Origin of the sequence: Hydrogenophaga intermedia (genome assembly GCF_000723405.1) — a bacterium.
Lineage (GTDB): Bacteria > Pseudomonadota > Gammaproteobacteria > Burkholderiales > Burkholderiaceae_C > Hydrogenophaga > Hydrogenophaga intermedia.
The window spans coordinates 153,300-167,415 of the sequence record NZ_CCAE010000002.1; the positions used below are offsets into that span (position 1 = coordinate 153,300).

The window sequence follows — 14,116 nt, forward strand, 5'->3', positions numbered from 1 at the left end:
CCCTTTACTGCAGGAAGCCGATGCGGCCCTTGCCTGGCCCACCGCGCGGTAGGTCCTCGGGCTCAATGCGGTAGCGCTCGTCCAGGCGAGCATTGCCGAAAGCCGTGACCAGCGCGCGGCGCATCTCGCGCGGTGGCAGGCCGCCAAGTACGTCCAGCACGTCGGCGGGAACCTCGGGGTCGAAGCGCTGGCCCCAGTCGTGTTCGCCTCGGATGCCGCGGTACAGGTTGGCCGCGATCTTGCGCGCGGCCTCGGGCGAGGGCGGCTGGATCTCGAACACGTTCATGCGGTTGAGGATGGGCTCTGGGATGGAGCGCTCGTCGTTGGCCGTGGTGACCCAGATGACCTGGCTGGCGTCTATTGCCACCTCAGCGAATTCGTCGACGAAGTGCTGCGCCGTGTCGTGCTCCAGCAGGCTGTAGAGTGCGCCCAGCGGGTCATACTGGGCGTCGGCACTGGCCTTGTCGATCTCGTCCACGACGATCACCGGGTTGGCGTATTGGCCATCCACCAGGGCCTCGAACACCTTGCCCGGCCGCGCGCCCTTCCATTGGGATGAGGAGCCAGAGAGCAGCCAGCCCGCGGTCATGCTGCTCATGGGCACCAGGTTCATGCTGGTGCCCAGCAGCTCGGCGATCTGGCGCGCGAAGTGCGTCTTGCCCACGCCAGGTGGGCCCAGCAGCAGCATGGGCGTCACCTCCAGGCTGTCGCGGCTGTCCTGGCTCAGCGCCACGTGGCGCTTCACGTCGTCCAGCGCATCGCCGAAGTTGGGCATCAGCTCGTAGAGCGGGGCCATGTCGGGCAGGCCCGAGGGCTTGACCGCGAAGCGCTGCGGGCCGCGTTCGAGCATGCGCTGCCAGGTGTTGCGTAGGCCCTCGTGTTCGCGTTCGTTGCCGCTGGCCTGCAGCTTCGCCAGTCGGCGCTCGACTTCCTCGGCGTTGAACACACTGCGCATCTGGGCGATGGGCAGGCCCAGGGGAGGTGAGGCGACCAGGCTGCGTGAGTTGCTCATGGAACTCTCCTACGAACGCGATGGTTGGATCATTCAAGCACGGGTCGTGCCTGAGCGACCTGCTGATAAGGACCGGAAAAGGCCCGCTGGAGTTCACTTTCGCGCCGAGCGTGCAAAAAGCACGAAGCCGCCCGTTGGGCGGCTTCGGCGGGGATACGGTTGGGGGTTCAGTTCTGCGCGGTGAGTACCTGCTGCAGCTCACCCGACTGGTACATCTCCATCATGATGTCCGAGCCGCCGACGAATTCGCCCTTCACGTAGAGCTGGGGAATGGTGGGCCAGTTGCTGTATTCCTTGATGCCCTGCCGGATGGCTTCGTCTTCCAGCACGTTCACGGTGAACAGGGTGCGGGGATCAACGCCGCTGGCCTTGAGGATCTGGATCGCACGGCCCGAAAAGCCGCACATGGGGAAGCTGGCGCTGCCCTTCATGAAGAGCACGATGTCGTGGGATTTGACCAGTTGGTCGATGCGGGTCTGGGTGTCGCTCATGTCGTGGTCCTGCTGGCGGGGGCGGGCCCCGGAATGAAGGAATTATCGCGCCGACGGCCAACGGGCGCCGCTGCAGCGCACGATGCCCGCCAGGTCGGTGCGGCCGCTCACGGCCTCGAAGCCGGCCGCGCTCAGCAGAGCCTGAACGGCGTTGGCCTGGTCGTGCCCGTGTTCCAGCAGCAGCCAACCGCCCGGCGCCAGGGCGCGGGTGGCCTGGTCCACGATGACGCGGATGTCGTCCAGCCCGTCGGCGCCCGAGACCAGGGCCGACAGGGGCTCCTGGCGCAGGGCTGTCAGGTGCGGGTCGGCGGCGGCGATGTAGGGCGGGTTGCTCACGATCAGGTCGAAGCGCTCGCCGGGCGCGGCGGCCAGCCAGGGGCCGGCCGCGAAGCGGGGTCGCAGGCCCAGGCGCTCGGCGTTCTCGCGCGCCAGGGCCAGGGCGGTGTCGCTGGCATCGGTGGCGGTCATGCGCAGGTCCGGGGCGACGCTCAGCAGGGCCAAGGCGATCGCACCGCTGCCGGTACCCAGGTCGATGACCCGTGCGTCGGGCGGCAGGTCCGTGAGCACCTCCAGCGCCCAGTCCACCAGGGTTTCAGTGTCGGGGCGCGGTACCAGCGCGCGCGCGTCGGCGCGCAGCGTCAGCCCATGGAAGCTCTGCTCGCCGCGCAGGTAGGCCATGGGTTCGCCTTCACGGTGGCGCCGGGCCAGCGCGGCCAAGTGTGCGCGCGCGGTGTCGTCCAGCGTGAGTTCATCGTGCGCCGCCAGCCAGGCGCGCGCGTGCGGGTCACGGCCCAGGGCCAGCAGCAGCAGTTGCTGGGCCTCCAGGCGCGGCACGCCGTCGACCACCAATGCGCGCAAGGCTTCGGCAATCGTCATGCCGCCGCCTGTTCCAGCTCAGCCAGCAGCTCGGCGCCACGCGCCACCTGCAGGGCGTGCACCACCTCGTCCAGTTCACCCTCCAGCACGCTGCCCAGTTGGTACAGCGTGAGGTTGATGCGGTGGTCGGTGAGCCGGCCCTGCGGGAAGTTGTAGGTGCGGATGCGGTCGCTGCGGTCGCCGCTGCCGATGAGGCCCTTGCGGGTGGCCGCCTCCTTGGCGGCACGCTCGGCGCGGTCTTTCTCGCGCAGGCGCGCGGCCAGCACCTGCAGGGCCTTGGCCTTGTTGCTGTGCTGACTGCGCCCGTCCTGGCATTCGGCGGTGATGCCGGTGGGCAGGTGCGTCACGCGCACGGCGGAGTCGGTCTTGTTGATGTGCTGGCCGCCGGCGCCACTGGCGCGGAAGGTGTCGATGCGCAGCTCGGCCGGGTTGAGCTCGATGGCCACCGCCTCGTCGGGTTCGGGCATCACGGCCACCGTGGCGGCGCTGGTGTGGATGCGGCCCTGTGTTTCGGTGGCCGGCACGCGCTGCACGCGGTGCCCGCCCGATTCGAAGCGCAGCCGCCCATAGGCGCCGTCGCCCTCGATGCGCAGGACCACTTCCTTGTAGCCGCCCAGTTCGCTGGGCGACTCGCTCATGATTTCCGTGCGCCAGCCCTGACGATCGGCGTAGCGCGTGTACATGCGCGCCAGGTCGCCCGCGAACAGGGCCGATTCGTCGCCGCCCGTGCCGGCGCGGATTTCCAGGAAGGCCGGCCGGGCGTCGTCGGGGTCGCGCGGCAGCAGCAGGGTCTGTAATTGCCCATCCAGTGCGGCCATGTCGGTCTCGCAGGCGGCGATTTCTTCCTGCGCCATCGCGGCCATCTCGGGGTCGCGCAGCATCTCGCGCGCGGCCTGTTCGTCGGCCTCCCGGGCCAGGAAGCGGTCGAACACGGACACCACCTCGCTGGCCTCGGCGTGCTCGCGGCTCAGGGCGCGAAAGCGCGCGATGTCGTCCACCACGTCGGGCGCCGAGAGCAGGGCGTCGAGCTCGTGGAGGCGGGCGCGCTGTTTCAGCAGGGCGTGGCGAACGAAGGGTTTCATGAATGGGGCCCGGCAGCGGCACGCGCGTGGCACTGCGCCACGGCCGCCACGCGCCGGGCAGGCTAGGACTGGGGGTCTTGCGGCGGGCGGCCGTCGCGCAGGAACAGGCGCGAGACGGTCTCGGCCGTGGCCGCGCGCGCGGCGGCATCGCCGCTGTGCAGCTCGGCCAGGGTGCCGTGCAGCATCTTCTGGGTGAGGCCTTTGGACAGGGCTTCCAGCACCGCCTCGACCGGTTCACCGCGCGCCAGCAGGCGCCGGGCGCGGTTGAGTTCGTGTGCGCGCCAGGCGTCGGCCTGGGCGTTGATTTGCTGGATCAGCGGCACCACGCCGTTGGCCGGATCGCGGCGCTCCATCCAGTGCATGAAGCTCAGCACACCGGCGTCGATGATCGCCTCCGCCTGCGCCACGGCGGCCAGGCGGTTGTCCTTGCCGGTCTGCACCACGGTGGCCAGGTCGTCCACGGTGTAGAGGTACACGTCGTCCAGTGCCTTCACTTCGGCCTCGATGTCGCGTGGCACCGCCAGGTCGACCATGAACATGGGGCGGTGCTTGCGCTTCTTGAGCGCGCGCTCCACCGCGCCCAGGCCGATGAGCGGCAGGGTGCTGGCGGTGCAGCTCACCACCACGTCGAATTCATGCAGGTGCTCGGGCAGATCGGCCAGGCGCATGACCTGGGCGCCGAAGCGGCTGGCCAGCTTTTCGCCGCGCTCCATGCTGCGGTTGGCGATGGCCATGGCCCGTGGCGTCTTGGCCGCGAAGTGCGTGGCGGCGAGTTCGATCATCTCGCCCGCGCCGACGAACAGCACACGCACCTCGCGCAGGTCCTCGAACAGTTGCGAGGCCAGGCGCACGGCGGCGGCCGTCATGCTGATGGAGTGGGCGCCGATCTCGGTGGAGCTGCGCACCTGCTTGGCCACCGCGAAGGAGCGCTGGAACAGCTGGTGCAGGGTGGTGCCCAGGGCGCCGGCCTCGTCGGCGGCGCGCACGGCGTCCTTCATCTGGCCCAGGATCTGGGCCTCGCCCAGCACCATGCTGTCCAGGCCGCTGGCCACGCGGAAGGCGTGGCGCGCGGACTGGTCGTCGCGCAGCACGTAGGCGTGGTCGCGCAGCACCTGGGAGCTGACGCCGCCCGCCTGGGCCAGCCAGTCCAGCGTGGGGTCCAGCACGGCCGGGTCGCCCGCGCCGTAGAGCTCGGTGCGGTTGCAGGTGGACAGCAGGGTGGCCTCGGGCTGGCGGGGCAAGGCGCTGCGCAGGGTGTGCAGCGTGGGCTGGATCTGGTCGAGCGCGAACGCGAAACGGCCCCGCAGGTCGAGCGGGGCCGTCTGGTGGTTGATGCCGAGCGTCCAGACAGACATGCACCGGATTATAAAATTTGGCGCTTATGAACGGCCTTGATCATTCTCAATGACCGCGATGTTGCTCCTTGAGCATGTGTTGGCCTTCATCGCGCCGGCCCTGGGCGTGGCTCTGGTGCTGGCGCTGGGTTTGCGCTTGCGCCGGGCGGGGCGCTTCGGGCGCGGCACGCAGGTGGCGATCCTGGTCACCGGTGGGGTACTGGTGCTGCTGACGGGGTTGGTCGTCTTCGGCCGCGACGGCCGGGTGGCGACCTACGCCGCCCTGGTGCTGGTACAGGGCAGCCTGGCCTGGTGGCTGCGCGGGCGCTGAACGCTCAGGCCGTGGGCGGGAACAGGTCCACCCGGTCGGTGATGACCCCGTCCAGCCCCAGATCGATCAGCCGCTGCGCGGCCCATTCGTCGTTCACCGTGTAGGCCAGGGCGCGCCAACTTTCGGCGCGGGCCAGGTCCACGAGGGCTTGGTCCCATAGGGCGTGGTTGCAGACCAGGGCCACGCAACCCAGTTCACGCGCCACGCGCTGCCAGCCGTCCCAGGGGGCGTCCATCAGCAGGCCGCGCGGCAGCTCGGGGGCGGTTTCGCGTGCGCCCTGCAGCGCCTCGGGGCGGAACGAGGTCAGCAGTGGCGGATCGCCCGGCCGGCCGGCCCACAGGCGCCTGGCCTCGGCGGCCACGGCGCGGCCGGTGGCCAGCTCCTGCCCGGGGGTGGGCTTGATCTCGATGTTGAGCCAGTGCCGCTGCGCCTGACAGTGGCGCGCCAGCGCTTCCAGCGTGCACAGCGGCTCGCCTGCGAAGGCTCGCGAATGCCAGCCACCGGCGTCCAGACGGCTCAGCTCGCTCCAGGGCCGCTCGCCGGCCACACCTTGGCCATTGGTGGTGCGCTCCAGCGTGGCGTCGTGCAGCAGGAAGACCACGCCGTCGGCGCTGAGCTTGGCGTCGCACTCGTACATGCGGTAGCCGTGCGCCGCGCCCAGGCGGAAGGCCGCCAGGGTGTTCTCGGGCGCCAGCTTGCCGGCGCCGCGGTGCGCGATCCAGCGCGGGTAGGGCCAGGGAGCGATCACCGCTCGACCCGCTGGCCGGACGCCGCGTCGAACCAGTGCAGCCGGTCCTCCCGGGGCTTGGCGTGGATGGTGCTGCCCACGGCCGGCGCGCCCTCGTCCTCGTGCGTGCGGATGATCACCGCCTGCTCGCCCAGGCGGCAGTGCACCAGGCGCTCGGCACCCAGCAGTTCCACCGTTTCCACCTGCAGCGCCCAGCCCTCGGTGCCCACGTCCAGGTGCTCGGGGCGGATGCCCAGCACGCGGCCCTCACGCCCGCCCGGTGCCTGCTTGAGCAGGTTCATGGGCGGCGAGCCGATGAAGCTGGCCACGAAGGTGGTGGCCGGGCGGTTGTAGACCTCTTCCGGCGTGCCGAACTGCTCCATGTGGCCGGCGTTCATCACGATCATGCGCTGCGCCAGCGTCATGGCCTCCACCTGATCGTGGGTGACAAACAGGCTGGTGATGCCCAGCTCGCGGTGCAGCTTCTGGATTTCGATGCGCGTCTGCGCGCGCAGCTTCGCGTCCAGGTTGGAGAGCGGCTCGTCGAACAGGAAGACCTGCGGCTGGCGCACGATGGCGCGGCCCATGGCCACGCGCTGGCGCTGCCCGCCCGAGAGCTGGCGTGGCTTGCGCTCCAACAGGTGGCCCAGTTCCAGGATTCCCGCGGCCTTGTCCACGCGCGTCTTGATCTCGTCCTTGGGGACCTTGGCGATCTTCAGGCCGTAGGCCATGTTGTCGAACACGCTCATGTGCGGGTAGAGCGCGTAGTTCTGGAACACCATGGCGATGTCGCGCTCGGCGGGCTCCAGCTCGTTCACCACGCGCGGGCCGATGAGGATCTCGCCGCCCGTGACCTCCTCCAGGCCCGCCACCATGCGCAGCAGCGTGCTCTTGCCACAGCCCGAGGGGCCCACGATCACGATGAACTCGCCGTCGGCGATGTCGGCGCTCACGCCGTGGATCACTTGCAGGGACTGCTTGCCCTGGCGGTATTGCTTGATGACGTTCTTGAATTGCAGCGTTGCCATCGATCTGTCTCTTTATTTCTCGGTGTCGACCAGGCCCTTGACGAACCACTTCTGCATGAGGATGACCACGATGGCCGGCGGGAGCATGGCCAGGATGGCGGTGGCCATCACCACGTTCCACTCCACGTAGACCTCGCCGAAGATGGCGCGCTTGATGCCCAGCACCACCGGGTACATGTCCTCGCTGGTGGTCACCAGCAGCGGCCAGAGGTACTGGTTCCAGCCGTAGATGAACTGGATGACGAACAGCGCCGCGATGCTGGTGCGCGACAGCGGCAGCAGGATGTCCCAGAAGAAGCGCATGGGCCCGGCGCCATCCATGCGCGCGGCCTCCACCAGTTCGTCGGGCACGGTGAGGAAGAACTGGCGGAACAGGAAGGTGGCCGTGGCGGACGCGATCAGCGGCACCGTGAGGCCCGCGTAGCTGTTGAGCATGCCCAGGTTGGACACCACCTCGTAGGTTGGCCCGATGCGCACCTCCACCGGCAGCATCAGGGTGACGAAGATCATCCAGAACACCAGGCCGCGCGCGGGGAAGCGGAAATAGACGATGGCGAAGGCCGAAAGCAGCGAGATCGCGATCTTGCCGAGGGCGATGACCATGGCGCAGACGAAGCTGACCCACAGCATGGGCAGCACCGGAGCGATGGTGGAGCCGCCGGTGGTCTTGCCGCCGAAGAGGGCGAGTTTGTAGGTCTCGAAGAAGTGCGAGCCGGGCAGTAGCGACAGCGGGTTGCTGGTGGAGACCGCCTGGGCGGTTTGCGTGGAGCCGACGAAGGTGATGTAGACCGGAAAGGCGATGACCAGCACACCCAGGATCAGGATCAGGTGCGAGACGGCGGTGAGGACGGGGCGTCGTTCGATCATCATGTCAGTACTGCACTTTCTTCTCGACGAAGCGGAACTGCAGAACGGTGAGGCCGATGACGATGCCCATGAGGATCACCGACTGCGCGGCCGAGCCGCCCATGTCCAGCGCCTTGAAGCCGTCGTAGTACACCTTGTAGACCAGGATCGCGGTGTCCTTGCCCGGGCCGCCGTGCGTGGTGGCGTCCACGATGGCGAAGGTGTCGAAGAAGGCGTAGACGATGTTGATTACCAGCAGGAAGAAGGTGGTGGGCGACAGCAGCGGGAAGACGATGGTCCAGAAGCGCCGCCAGGGCGAGGCGCCGTCGATGGTGGCGGCCTCGATCAGCGACTGCGGGATGGACTGCAGGCCGGCCAGGAAGAACAGGAAGTTGTAGGAGATCTGCTTCCACACGGCGGCCATCACGATCAGCGCCAGCGCGTGGTCGGCGTTCAGCAGGTGGTTCCAGTCCATGCCCATCCAGCGCAGCGCGTACGCCACCACGCCATAGGGCGAGGCGAACATGAACAGCCACAGCACGCCCGCCACCACCGGCGCCACGGCATAGGGCCAGATCAACAGCGTCTTGTAGACCGAGGCGCCCCGCAGCACGCGGTTGGCCATCACGGCCAGCAGCAGGGCGATCACCAGGCCGAAGCCGGCCACCATCACCGAGAACAGGGCCGTCACCTTGAACGACGCCAGATAACTCGGGTCGTCGAACAGGCGCTCGAAGTTGGCCAAGCCCACGTACTCGGTGGAGATGCCGAAGGCGTCCTGCTGCAGCACGCTCTGGTATAGCGCCTGCGCGGCGGGCCAGAAGAAGAACACCAGCACGACGGCCATCTGCGGTGCCACCAAAGCCCAGGGCAGCCAGGCGGATCGGAATCGGACGCGTTTTTCCATGAGGGAAGGTGCGTGAAGGAAGGGTGCGCGACCCTACAACAAAAACCGCCCCGCCCGGGTTGCGCCGGTGCGGGGCGGGCGGGGCACCTGCGGCGCCCGGGGGGCCATCACTTGCCTTTGTTGGCGGCTTCGAAGCGGACCAGCAACTCGTTGCCACGCTTGACGGCGTCGTCCAGCGCCTGTTTGGGCGCCTTGCGGCCGGCCCAGACCTGCTCCAGTTCTTCGTCGTTGATGGTGCGGATCTGCACGAAATTGCCCAGGCGGATGCCGCGTGACTTGTCGGTGGTCTTGCGGATCATCTGTTCCACCGATACGTCGGTGCCCGGGTTCTGCTTGTAGAAGCCGGACTTCTCGGTCAGTTGGTAGGAGGCGATCGTCACCGGCAGGTAGCCCGTGCGCTGGTGGCTCTTGGCCGCTTCCTCGGCCTTGGAAAGATGGGCGAAGAACTGGGCCACGCCTTTGTACTCGTTCTCCTTCTTGCCCGACATCACCCACAGGCTGGCGCCGCCGATGACGGTGTTCTGTGGCGCGCCGGCCACGTCGGGGTAGTAGGGCAGGGTGCTGATGCCGCCGGTGAACTTGGCGTTGCGCTTGACGTTCCCATACAGCGCCGACGAGCCCGTGACCATCGCGCACTCACCCGAGACGAAGGTGGCGTCGGCGGCGTTGCCGCGGCCCTTGTAGACGAACAGGCCGGTCTTGGCCATGTTGGCCAGGTTCTCGATGTGGCGCACGTGCAGCGGCCCGTTGAAGCTCAGGCGGGTGTTGAGGCCGCGCATGCCGTTGCCCAGGGTGGCGAATTCGATGTTGTGCCAGGCCGAGAAGCTCTCGAGCTGCGTCCAGCTCACCCAACTCGTGGTGAAGGGGCACTTGTGGCCGGAGGCCTTGAGCTTGCCGGCGGCCAGGGCCACTTCGGGCCAGGTTTTGGGCGGGCTCTCGGGGTCCAGGCCGGCGGCCTTGAAGGCGTCCTTGTTGTAGTGGAAGACGGTGGTCGAGCTGTTGAAGGGGAAGCTCAGCATCTGGCCGTTGGGTGCGGTGTAGTAGCCGGCCACGGCGGGCACGTAGGCGTTGGGGTCGAATGTCACGCCGGCCTTCTTCATCACCTCGCCCACCGGCACGATGGCCTGGCGACTGGCCATCATGGTGGCGGTGCCCACCTCGAACACCTGAAGGATGTGCGGGGCGTTGCCGGCGCGGAAGGCCGCGATGGCGGCCGTCATGGACTCGTCGTAGCTGCCCTTGAAGGTCGGCACGATCTTGTACTGGGTCTGGGTGGCGTTGAAGTCCTTGGCCAGGTCGTTCACCCATTCACCCAGGGCGCCGCCCATGGAATGCCACCACTGGATTTCGGTCTGTGCGTGGGCGGGGGCGGCGAAGGCGGCGGCCAGGGTGATGGCGCCGGCCAGCGGCATGAAGCGGAATCTCATGGATGCTCCTCTGTTGGGTAGAACACTGCGGAAGCCGCAGGCTATCGGTCTTGTGTGACGGATCGATTGCACAGGCGTTGCCCGGGTATGACAACCGGGGTTTCCATAAGGAAGGGATGGGATGGTGCACTGCGATACCATCCCCGCCTCGGTGCCCTATGACGGTGCCGAGCGCCCCATGAACGCCCCCACACCGCTCACGCTGCTCACCGCCACGGACGACGCCCCCCGCCTGCGCGAGATCCCCTACAACTACACCTCCTTCTCGGATCGCGAGATCGTGATCCGGTTGCTGGGCGAGCGCTCCTGGTCCCTGCTCGACGGTCTGCGCGGCGAGCGCCGCACCGGCCGATCGGCCCGCATGCTGTATGAGGTGCTGGGCGACATCTGGGTGGTCCAGCGCAACCCCTACCTGCAGGACGACCTGCTCTCCAGCGCCAAGCGCCGCGGTCAGCTCGTCGACGCCCTGAACCACCGCCTGGCCGAGGTGCAGAAACGCCGCACCCCGGCGGACGACCCCGGCCGCGACGCCCTGGTGGGTGAACTGCTGGTGGCCGCGCGCGCCGCCGTGCAGGCCTTCGCCCGCTCCTTTGACGAAGTGGCGGCGCTGCGCCAGCGCGCCCAGAAGGCCCTGGGCCGACTCACCGCCAAGGACAACATCAAGTTCGACGGCCTGTCGCGCGTCTCGCACGTCACCGACGCCACCGACTGGCGCGTGGAGTACCCCTTCGTGGTGCTCACGCCCGACACCGAGGCCGAAATGGCCGGCCTGGTGCAGGGTTGCGTCGACCTGGGCCTGACCATCATTCCGCGCGGGGGCGGCACCGGCTACACCGGCGGCGCCATCCCGCTCACCTGGAAGAGCGCGGTCATCAACACCGAGAAGCTCGAGGCCATGACCGAGGTGGAATGGGTGAAGGTGCCCGGCCACGACGAGCCCCTGCCCACCATCTGGACCGAAGCCGGCGTGGTCACCCAGCGCGTGGCCGACGCGGCCGAGCGCGCCAGCCACGTGTTCGCGGTCGACCCCACCAGCGCCGAGGCCTCGTGCATCGGCGGCAACATCGCCATGAACGCGGGCGGCAAGAAGGCCGTGCTGTGGGGCACGGCGCTGGACAACCTGGTGAGCTGGCGCATGGTCACGCCCCAGGCCGAGTGGCTGGAGGTGACGCGCCTGGACCACAACCGCGGCAAGATCCACGACGCCGAGGTCGCCACCTTCGAATTGAAGTACTACGCGGCCGACGGCAAGACCCCGCGCCGCACCGAGACCCTGGCCATCCCGGGCAAGACCTTCCGCAAGGAAGGCCTGGGCAAGGACGTCACCGACAAATTCCTCTCGGGCCTGCCCGGCATCCAGAAGGAGGGCTGCGACGGCCTGATCACCAGCGCGCGCTGGATCGTGCACCGCATGCCGGAGCACACCCGCACCGTGTGCCTGGAGTTCTTCGGCAACCCCAAGGGCGCGGTGCCCAGCATCGTCGAGATCAAGGACTTCATGTTCGCCGAGCAGAAGCGCTCGGGCGTGCTGCTGGCCGGCCTGGAGCACCTGGACGACCGCTACCTGAAGGCGGTGGGCTACGCCACCAAGAGCAAGAAAGGCAACGGCGGCCTGCCCAAGATGGTGCTGATCGGCGACATCGTGGGCGACGACCCTGACGCCGTGGCCCGCGCCACCAGCGAGGTCATCCGCATCGCCAACACCCGCCACGGCGAGGGCTTCACCGCCATCAGCCCCGAGGCCCGCAAGAAATTCTGGCTCGACCGCAAGCGCACTGCGGCCATCAGCAAGCACACCAACGCCTTCAAGATCAACGAAGACGTGGTGATCCCGCTGCCGCGCATGGGCGAGTACACCGAGGGCATCGAGCGCATCAACATCGAGCTCTCGCTGCGCAACAAGATCCGCCTGGCCGACGAGCTGGAAGCCTTCTTGCAGCGCGGCAACCTGCCCCTGGGCAAGGGCGACGACGCCAGCGAGATCCCCACCGCCGAACTTCTGGGCGACCGCGTGCAGCAGGCCCTGGCCCTGGTGCGCGAGGTGCGCTCGCTCTGGACCGGCTGGTTGCACGATGTCGAGCGCCTGTTCCCGCAGCTGCAGGACCACAGCCTTCGCGCCAGCTGGAAGGCGCAGATCCGCGCCCCGCTGCAGCAGATCTTCAACGGGGCCGCCTTCGGCCCTCTGCTGGCCGAGTGCAACGCCATCCACCAGCGCGTGCTCAAGGGCCGTGTCTGGGTGGCCTTGCACATGCACGCCGGCGACGGCAACGTGCACACCAACATCCCCGTCAACAGCGACGACTACGAGATGCTGCAGACCGCCCACGAGGCGGTGGACCGCATCATGGTGCTGGCGCGCGGCCTGGACGGCGTGATCTCGGGCGAGCACGGCATCGGCATCACCAAGCTCGAGTACCTCACCGACGAAGAGCTCAAGCCCTTCGCCGACTACAAGGCCAAGGTGGACCCTGAGGGCCGCTTCAACAAGGGCAAGCTGCTGCGCGGCGCCATCGACGGCGCGCACCTGGCCGACCTGTCGCACGCCTATACGCCCAGCTTCGGCCTCATGGGGCACGAATCGCTCATCATGCAGCAGAGCGACATCGGCGCCATCGCCGATTCTGTGAAGGACTGCCTGCGCTGCGGCAAGTGCAAACCGGTGTGCGCCACCCACGTGCCGCGCGCCAACCTGCTCTACAGCCCGCGCAACAAGATCCTGGCCACCTCGCTGCTGATCGAGGCCTTCCTGTACGAAGAGCAAACTCGCCGCGGCGTGAGCATCCAGCACTGGCAGGAGTTCGAGGACGTGGCCGACCACTGCACGGTCTGCCACAAGTGCCTCACGCCCTGCCCGGTGAAGATCGACTTCGGCGACGTGACCATGAACATGCGCAACCTGTTGCGCAAGATGGGCCAGAAGAGCTTCCGCCCCGGCAACGCGGCGGCCATGTTCTTCCTCAACGCCACCAACCCCGAGACGATCAAGTTCGTGCGTTCGGCCATGGTGGGCGTGGGCTTCAAGGCGCAGCGCCTGGCCAATGACCTGCTCAAGCGCGTGGCGCGCAAGCAGACCGGCGCGCCGCCGGCCACGCTGGGCCCGGCACCTGTGAAGGAACAGGTCATCCACTTCATCAACAAGAAGATGCCGGGCGGCCTGCCGAAGAAGACGGCGCGTGCGCTGCTCGACATCGAGGACAAGGACTACGTCCCCATCATCCGCAACCCCCAGGGCACCACGGCCGAGACGGAGGCGGTGTTCTATTTCCCGGGTTGCGGCTCGGAGCGCCTGTTCAGCCAGGTGGGCCTGGCCACCCAGGCCATGCTCTGGCACGCGGGCGTGCAGACCGTGCTGCCGCCGGGCTACCTGTGCTGCGGCTACCCGCAGCGCGGCTCGGGCCAGTTCGACAAGGCCGAGAAGATCATCACCGACAACCGTGTGCTGTTCCACCGGGTGGCCAATACGCTCAACTACCTCGACATCAAGACCGTGGTGGTGAGTTGCGGCACCTGCTACGACCAGCTCCAGGGCTACGAATTCGAGAAGATCTTCCCGGGTTGCCGCATCGTCGACATCCACGAGTACCTGCTCGAAAAAGGCATCCGCCTCGAATCCAAAGGCGCCTACCTGTACCACGACCCCTGCCACAGCCCCATGAAGCTGCAGGACCCGATGAAGACGGTCAAGGCGCTGGTGGGCGATCAGGTGCTCAAGAACGAGCGCTGCTGCGGCGAGTCGGGCACGCTCGGCGTCACCCGGCCGGACGTGTCGACCCAGGTGCGCTTCCGCAAGGAAGAGGAAATCCGCAAGGGCGAGGCCGCGTTGCGCGCCAGCGGCGCCGTGGCCGCCGACGCCAACGTGAAGATCCTCACCAGCTGCCCGAGCTGCCTGCAGGGCCTCAGCCGCTACGGCGATGACCTGCAGAACGGGTTGCTGGAAGCCGATTACATCGTCGTCGAGATGGCGCGCCATATCCTCGGCGAGAACTGGCTGCCCGATTACGTCGAGCGCGCCAACCAGGGCGGCATCGAACGCGTCCTCGTCTGATTCCGGAGAC

12 protein-coding genes are annotated in these 14,116 nt (G+C 68.0%); 2 read left to right on the top strand and 10 right to left on the bottom strand.

The window, feature by feature from the left end; genetic code table 11:
- Window positions 1-4: 4 nt before the first annotated feature.
- From BN948_RS02205 to hemA, 5 genes are all read right to left on the bottom strand, one after another.
- Window positions 5-1,012: an AAA family ATPase gene (locus BN948_RS02205; RefSeq protein ID WP_009516516.1), complete on the bottom strand. Its 1,008-nt coding sequence runs from the start codon at window positions 1,010-1,012 to the stop codon at window positions 5-7.
- A 167-nt stretch (window positions 1,013-1,179) separates the two neighbouring features.
- Window positions 1,180-1,503 (bottom strand): Grx4 family monothiol glutaredoxin, encoded by a 324-nt coding sequence (gene grxD, locus BN948_RS02210; protein ID WP_009516517.1) that lies wholly within the window; start codon window positions 1,501-1,503, stop codon window positions 1,180-1,182.
- Window positions 1,504-1,545: 42 nt separating this feature from the next.
- Complete coding sequence (prmC, locus tag BN948_RS02215) at window positions 1,546-2,379, bottom strand: peptide chain release factor N(5)-glutamine methyltransferase (RefSeq protein WP_009516518.1); 834 nt, start codon at window positions 2,377-2,379, stop codon at window positions 1,546-1,548.
- Window positions 2,376-3,461 (bottom strand): peptide chain release factor 1, encoded by a 1,086-nt coding sequence (gene prfA, locus BN948_RS02220; RefSeq protein ID WP_009516519.1) that lies wholly within the window; start codon window positions 3,459-3,461, stop codon window positions 2,376-2,378. Before prfA ends, prmC begins: the two co-directional genes overlap by 4 nt.
- 62 nt (window positions 3,462-3,523) lie before the next feature.
- A complete protein-coding gene (hemA, locus tag BN948_RS02225) occupies window positions 3,524-4,816 on the bottom strand; it encodes a glutamyl-tRNA reductase (RefSeq protein WP_009516520.1) in 1,293 nt (430 codons plus the stop codon).
- A 49-nt stretch (window positions 4,817-4,865) separates the two neighbouring features.
- Here hemA and BN948_RS02230 point away from each other — a divergent pair, with 49 nt between their 5' ends.
- Window positions 4,866-5,126 carry a hypothetical protein gene (locus BN948_RS02230; protein ID WP_009516521.1) on the top strand — a complete coding sequence of 87 codons (261 nt, stop codon included), beginning with the start codon at window positions 4,866-4,868 and terminating at the stop codon, window positions 5,124-5,126.
- Between the two features lie 4 nt (window positions 5,127-5,130).
- Here BN948_RS02230 and ugpQ read toward each other — a convergent pair whose 3' ends face one another.
- The 5 genes from ugpQ to ugpB form a co-directional block, all read right to left on the bottom strand.
- Entirely contained in the window at window positions 5,131-5,874 is a 744-nt protein-coding gene (ugpQ, locus tag BN948_RS02235) for a glycerophosphodiester phosphodiesterase (RefSeq protein ID WP_009516522.1), read from the bottom strand.
- Window positions 5,871-6,881 carry a sn-glycerol-3-phosphate import ATP-binding protein UgpC gene (locus BN948_RS02240; protein WP_009516523.1) on the bottom strand — a complete coding sequence of 337 codons (1,011 nt, stop codon included), beginning with the start codon at window positions 6,879-6,881 and terminating at the stop codon, window positions 5,871-5,873. The genes ugpQ and BN948_RS02240 overlap by 4 nt, the downstream gene beginning before the upstream one ends.
- 12 nt (window positions 6,882-6,893) lie before the next feature.
- Window positions 6,894-7,748, bottom strand: a complete 855-nt coding sequence (gene ugpE, locus BN948_RS02245; RefSeq protein ID WP_035620304.1) for a sn-glycerol-3-phosphate ABC transporter permease UgpE — start codon at window positions 7,746-7,748, stop codon at window positions 6,894-6,896.
- 4 nt (window positions 7,749-7,752) lie between these two features.
- The gene (gene ugpA / locus BN948_RS02250; protein ID WP_009516525.1) at window positions 7,753-8,634 is read right to left on the bottom strand and encodes a sn-glycerol-3-phosphate ABC transporter permease UgpA; all 882 of its coding nucleotides are present in this window, start codon (window positions 8,632-8,634) and stop codon (window positions 7,753-7,755) included.
- A gap of 107 nt (window positions 8,635-8,741) precedes the next feature.
- On the bottom strand, window positions 8,742-10,061 hold the full coding sequence (gene ugpB / locus BN948_RS02255; RefSeq protein ID WP_009516526.1) for a sn-glycerol-3-phosphate ABC transporter substrate-binding protein UgpB: 1,320 nt from the start codon (window positions 10,059-10,061) through the stop codon (window positions 8,742-8,744).
- A 178-nt stretch (window positions 10,062-10,239) separates the two neighbouring features.
- Here ugpB and BN948_RS02260 point away from each other — a divergent pair, with 178 nt between their 5' ends.
- Entirely contained in the window at window positions 10,240-14,106 is a 3,867-nt protein-coding gene (locus BN948_RS02260) for a DUF3683 domain-containing protein (protein WP_035620307.1), read from the top strand.
- The last annotated feature ends 10 nt before the right edge of the window (window positions 14,107-14,116 follow it).

What these genes read in the sequence shown, in the direction of transcription:
- BN948_RS02205 (WP_009516516.1), bottom strand. Translation starts at nt 1,012, where the DNA reads ATGAGCAACTCACGCAGCCTGGTCGCCTCACCTCCCCTGGGCCTGCCC.
- grxD (WP_009516517.1), bottom strand. Translation starts at nt 1,503, where the DNA reads ATGAGCGACACCCAGACCCGCATCGACCAACTGGTCAAATCCCACGAC.
- prmC (WP_009516518.1), bottom strand. Translation starts at nt 2,379, where the DNA reads ATGACGATTGCCGAAGCCTTGCGCGCATTGGTGGTCGACGGCGTGCCG.
- prfA (WP_009516519.1), bottom strand. Translation starts at nt 3,461, where the DNA reads ATGAAACCCTTCGTTCGCCACGCCCTGCTGAAACAGCGCGCCCGCCTC.
- hemA (WP_009516520.1), bottom strand. Translation starts at nt 4,816, where the DNA reads ATGTCTGTCTGGACGCTCGGCATCAACCACCAGACGGCCCCGCTCGAC.
- BN948_RS02230 (WP_009516521.1), top strand. Translation starts at nt 4,866, where the DNA reads ATGACCGCGATGTTGCTCCTTGAGCATGTGTTGGCCTTCATCGCGCCG.
- BN948_RS02240 (WP_009516523.1), bottom strand. Translation starts at nt 6,881, where the DNA reads ATGGCAACGCTGCAATTCAAGAACGTCATCAAGCAATACCGCCAGGGC.
- ugpE (WP_035620304.1), bottom strand. Translation starts at nt 7,748, where the DNA reads ATGATCGAACGACGCCCCGTCCTCACCGCCGTCTCGCACCTGATCCTG.
- ugpA (WP_009516525.1), bottom strand. Translation starts at nt 8,634, where the DNA reads ATGGAAAAACGCGTCCGATTCCGATCCGCCTGGCTGCCCTGGGCTTTG.
- ugpB (WP_009516526.1), bottom strand. Translation starts at nt 10,061, where the DNA reads ATGAGATTCCGCTTCATGCCGCTGGCCGGCGCCATCACCCTGGCCGCC.
- BN948_RS02260 (WP_035620307.1), top strand. Translation starts at nt 10,240, where the DNA reads ATGAACGCCCCCACACCGCTCACGCTGCTCACCGCCACGGACGACGCC.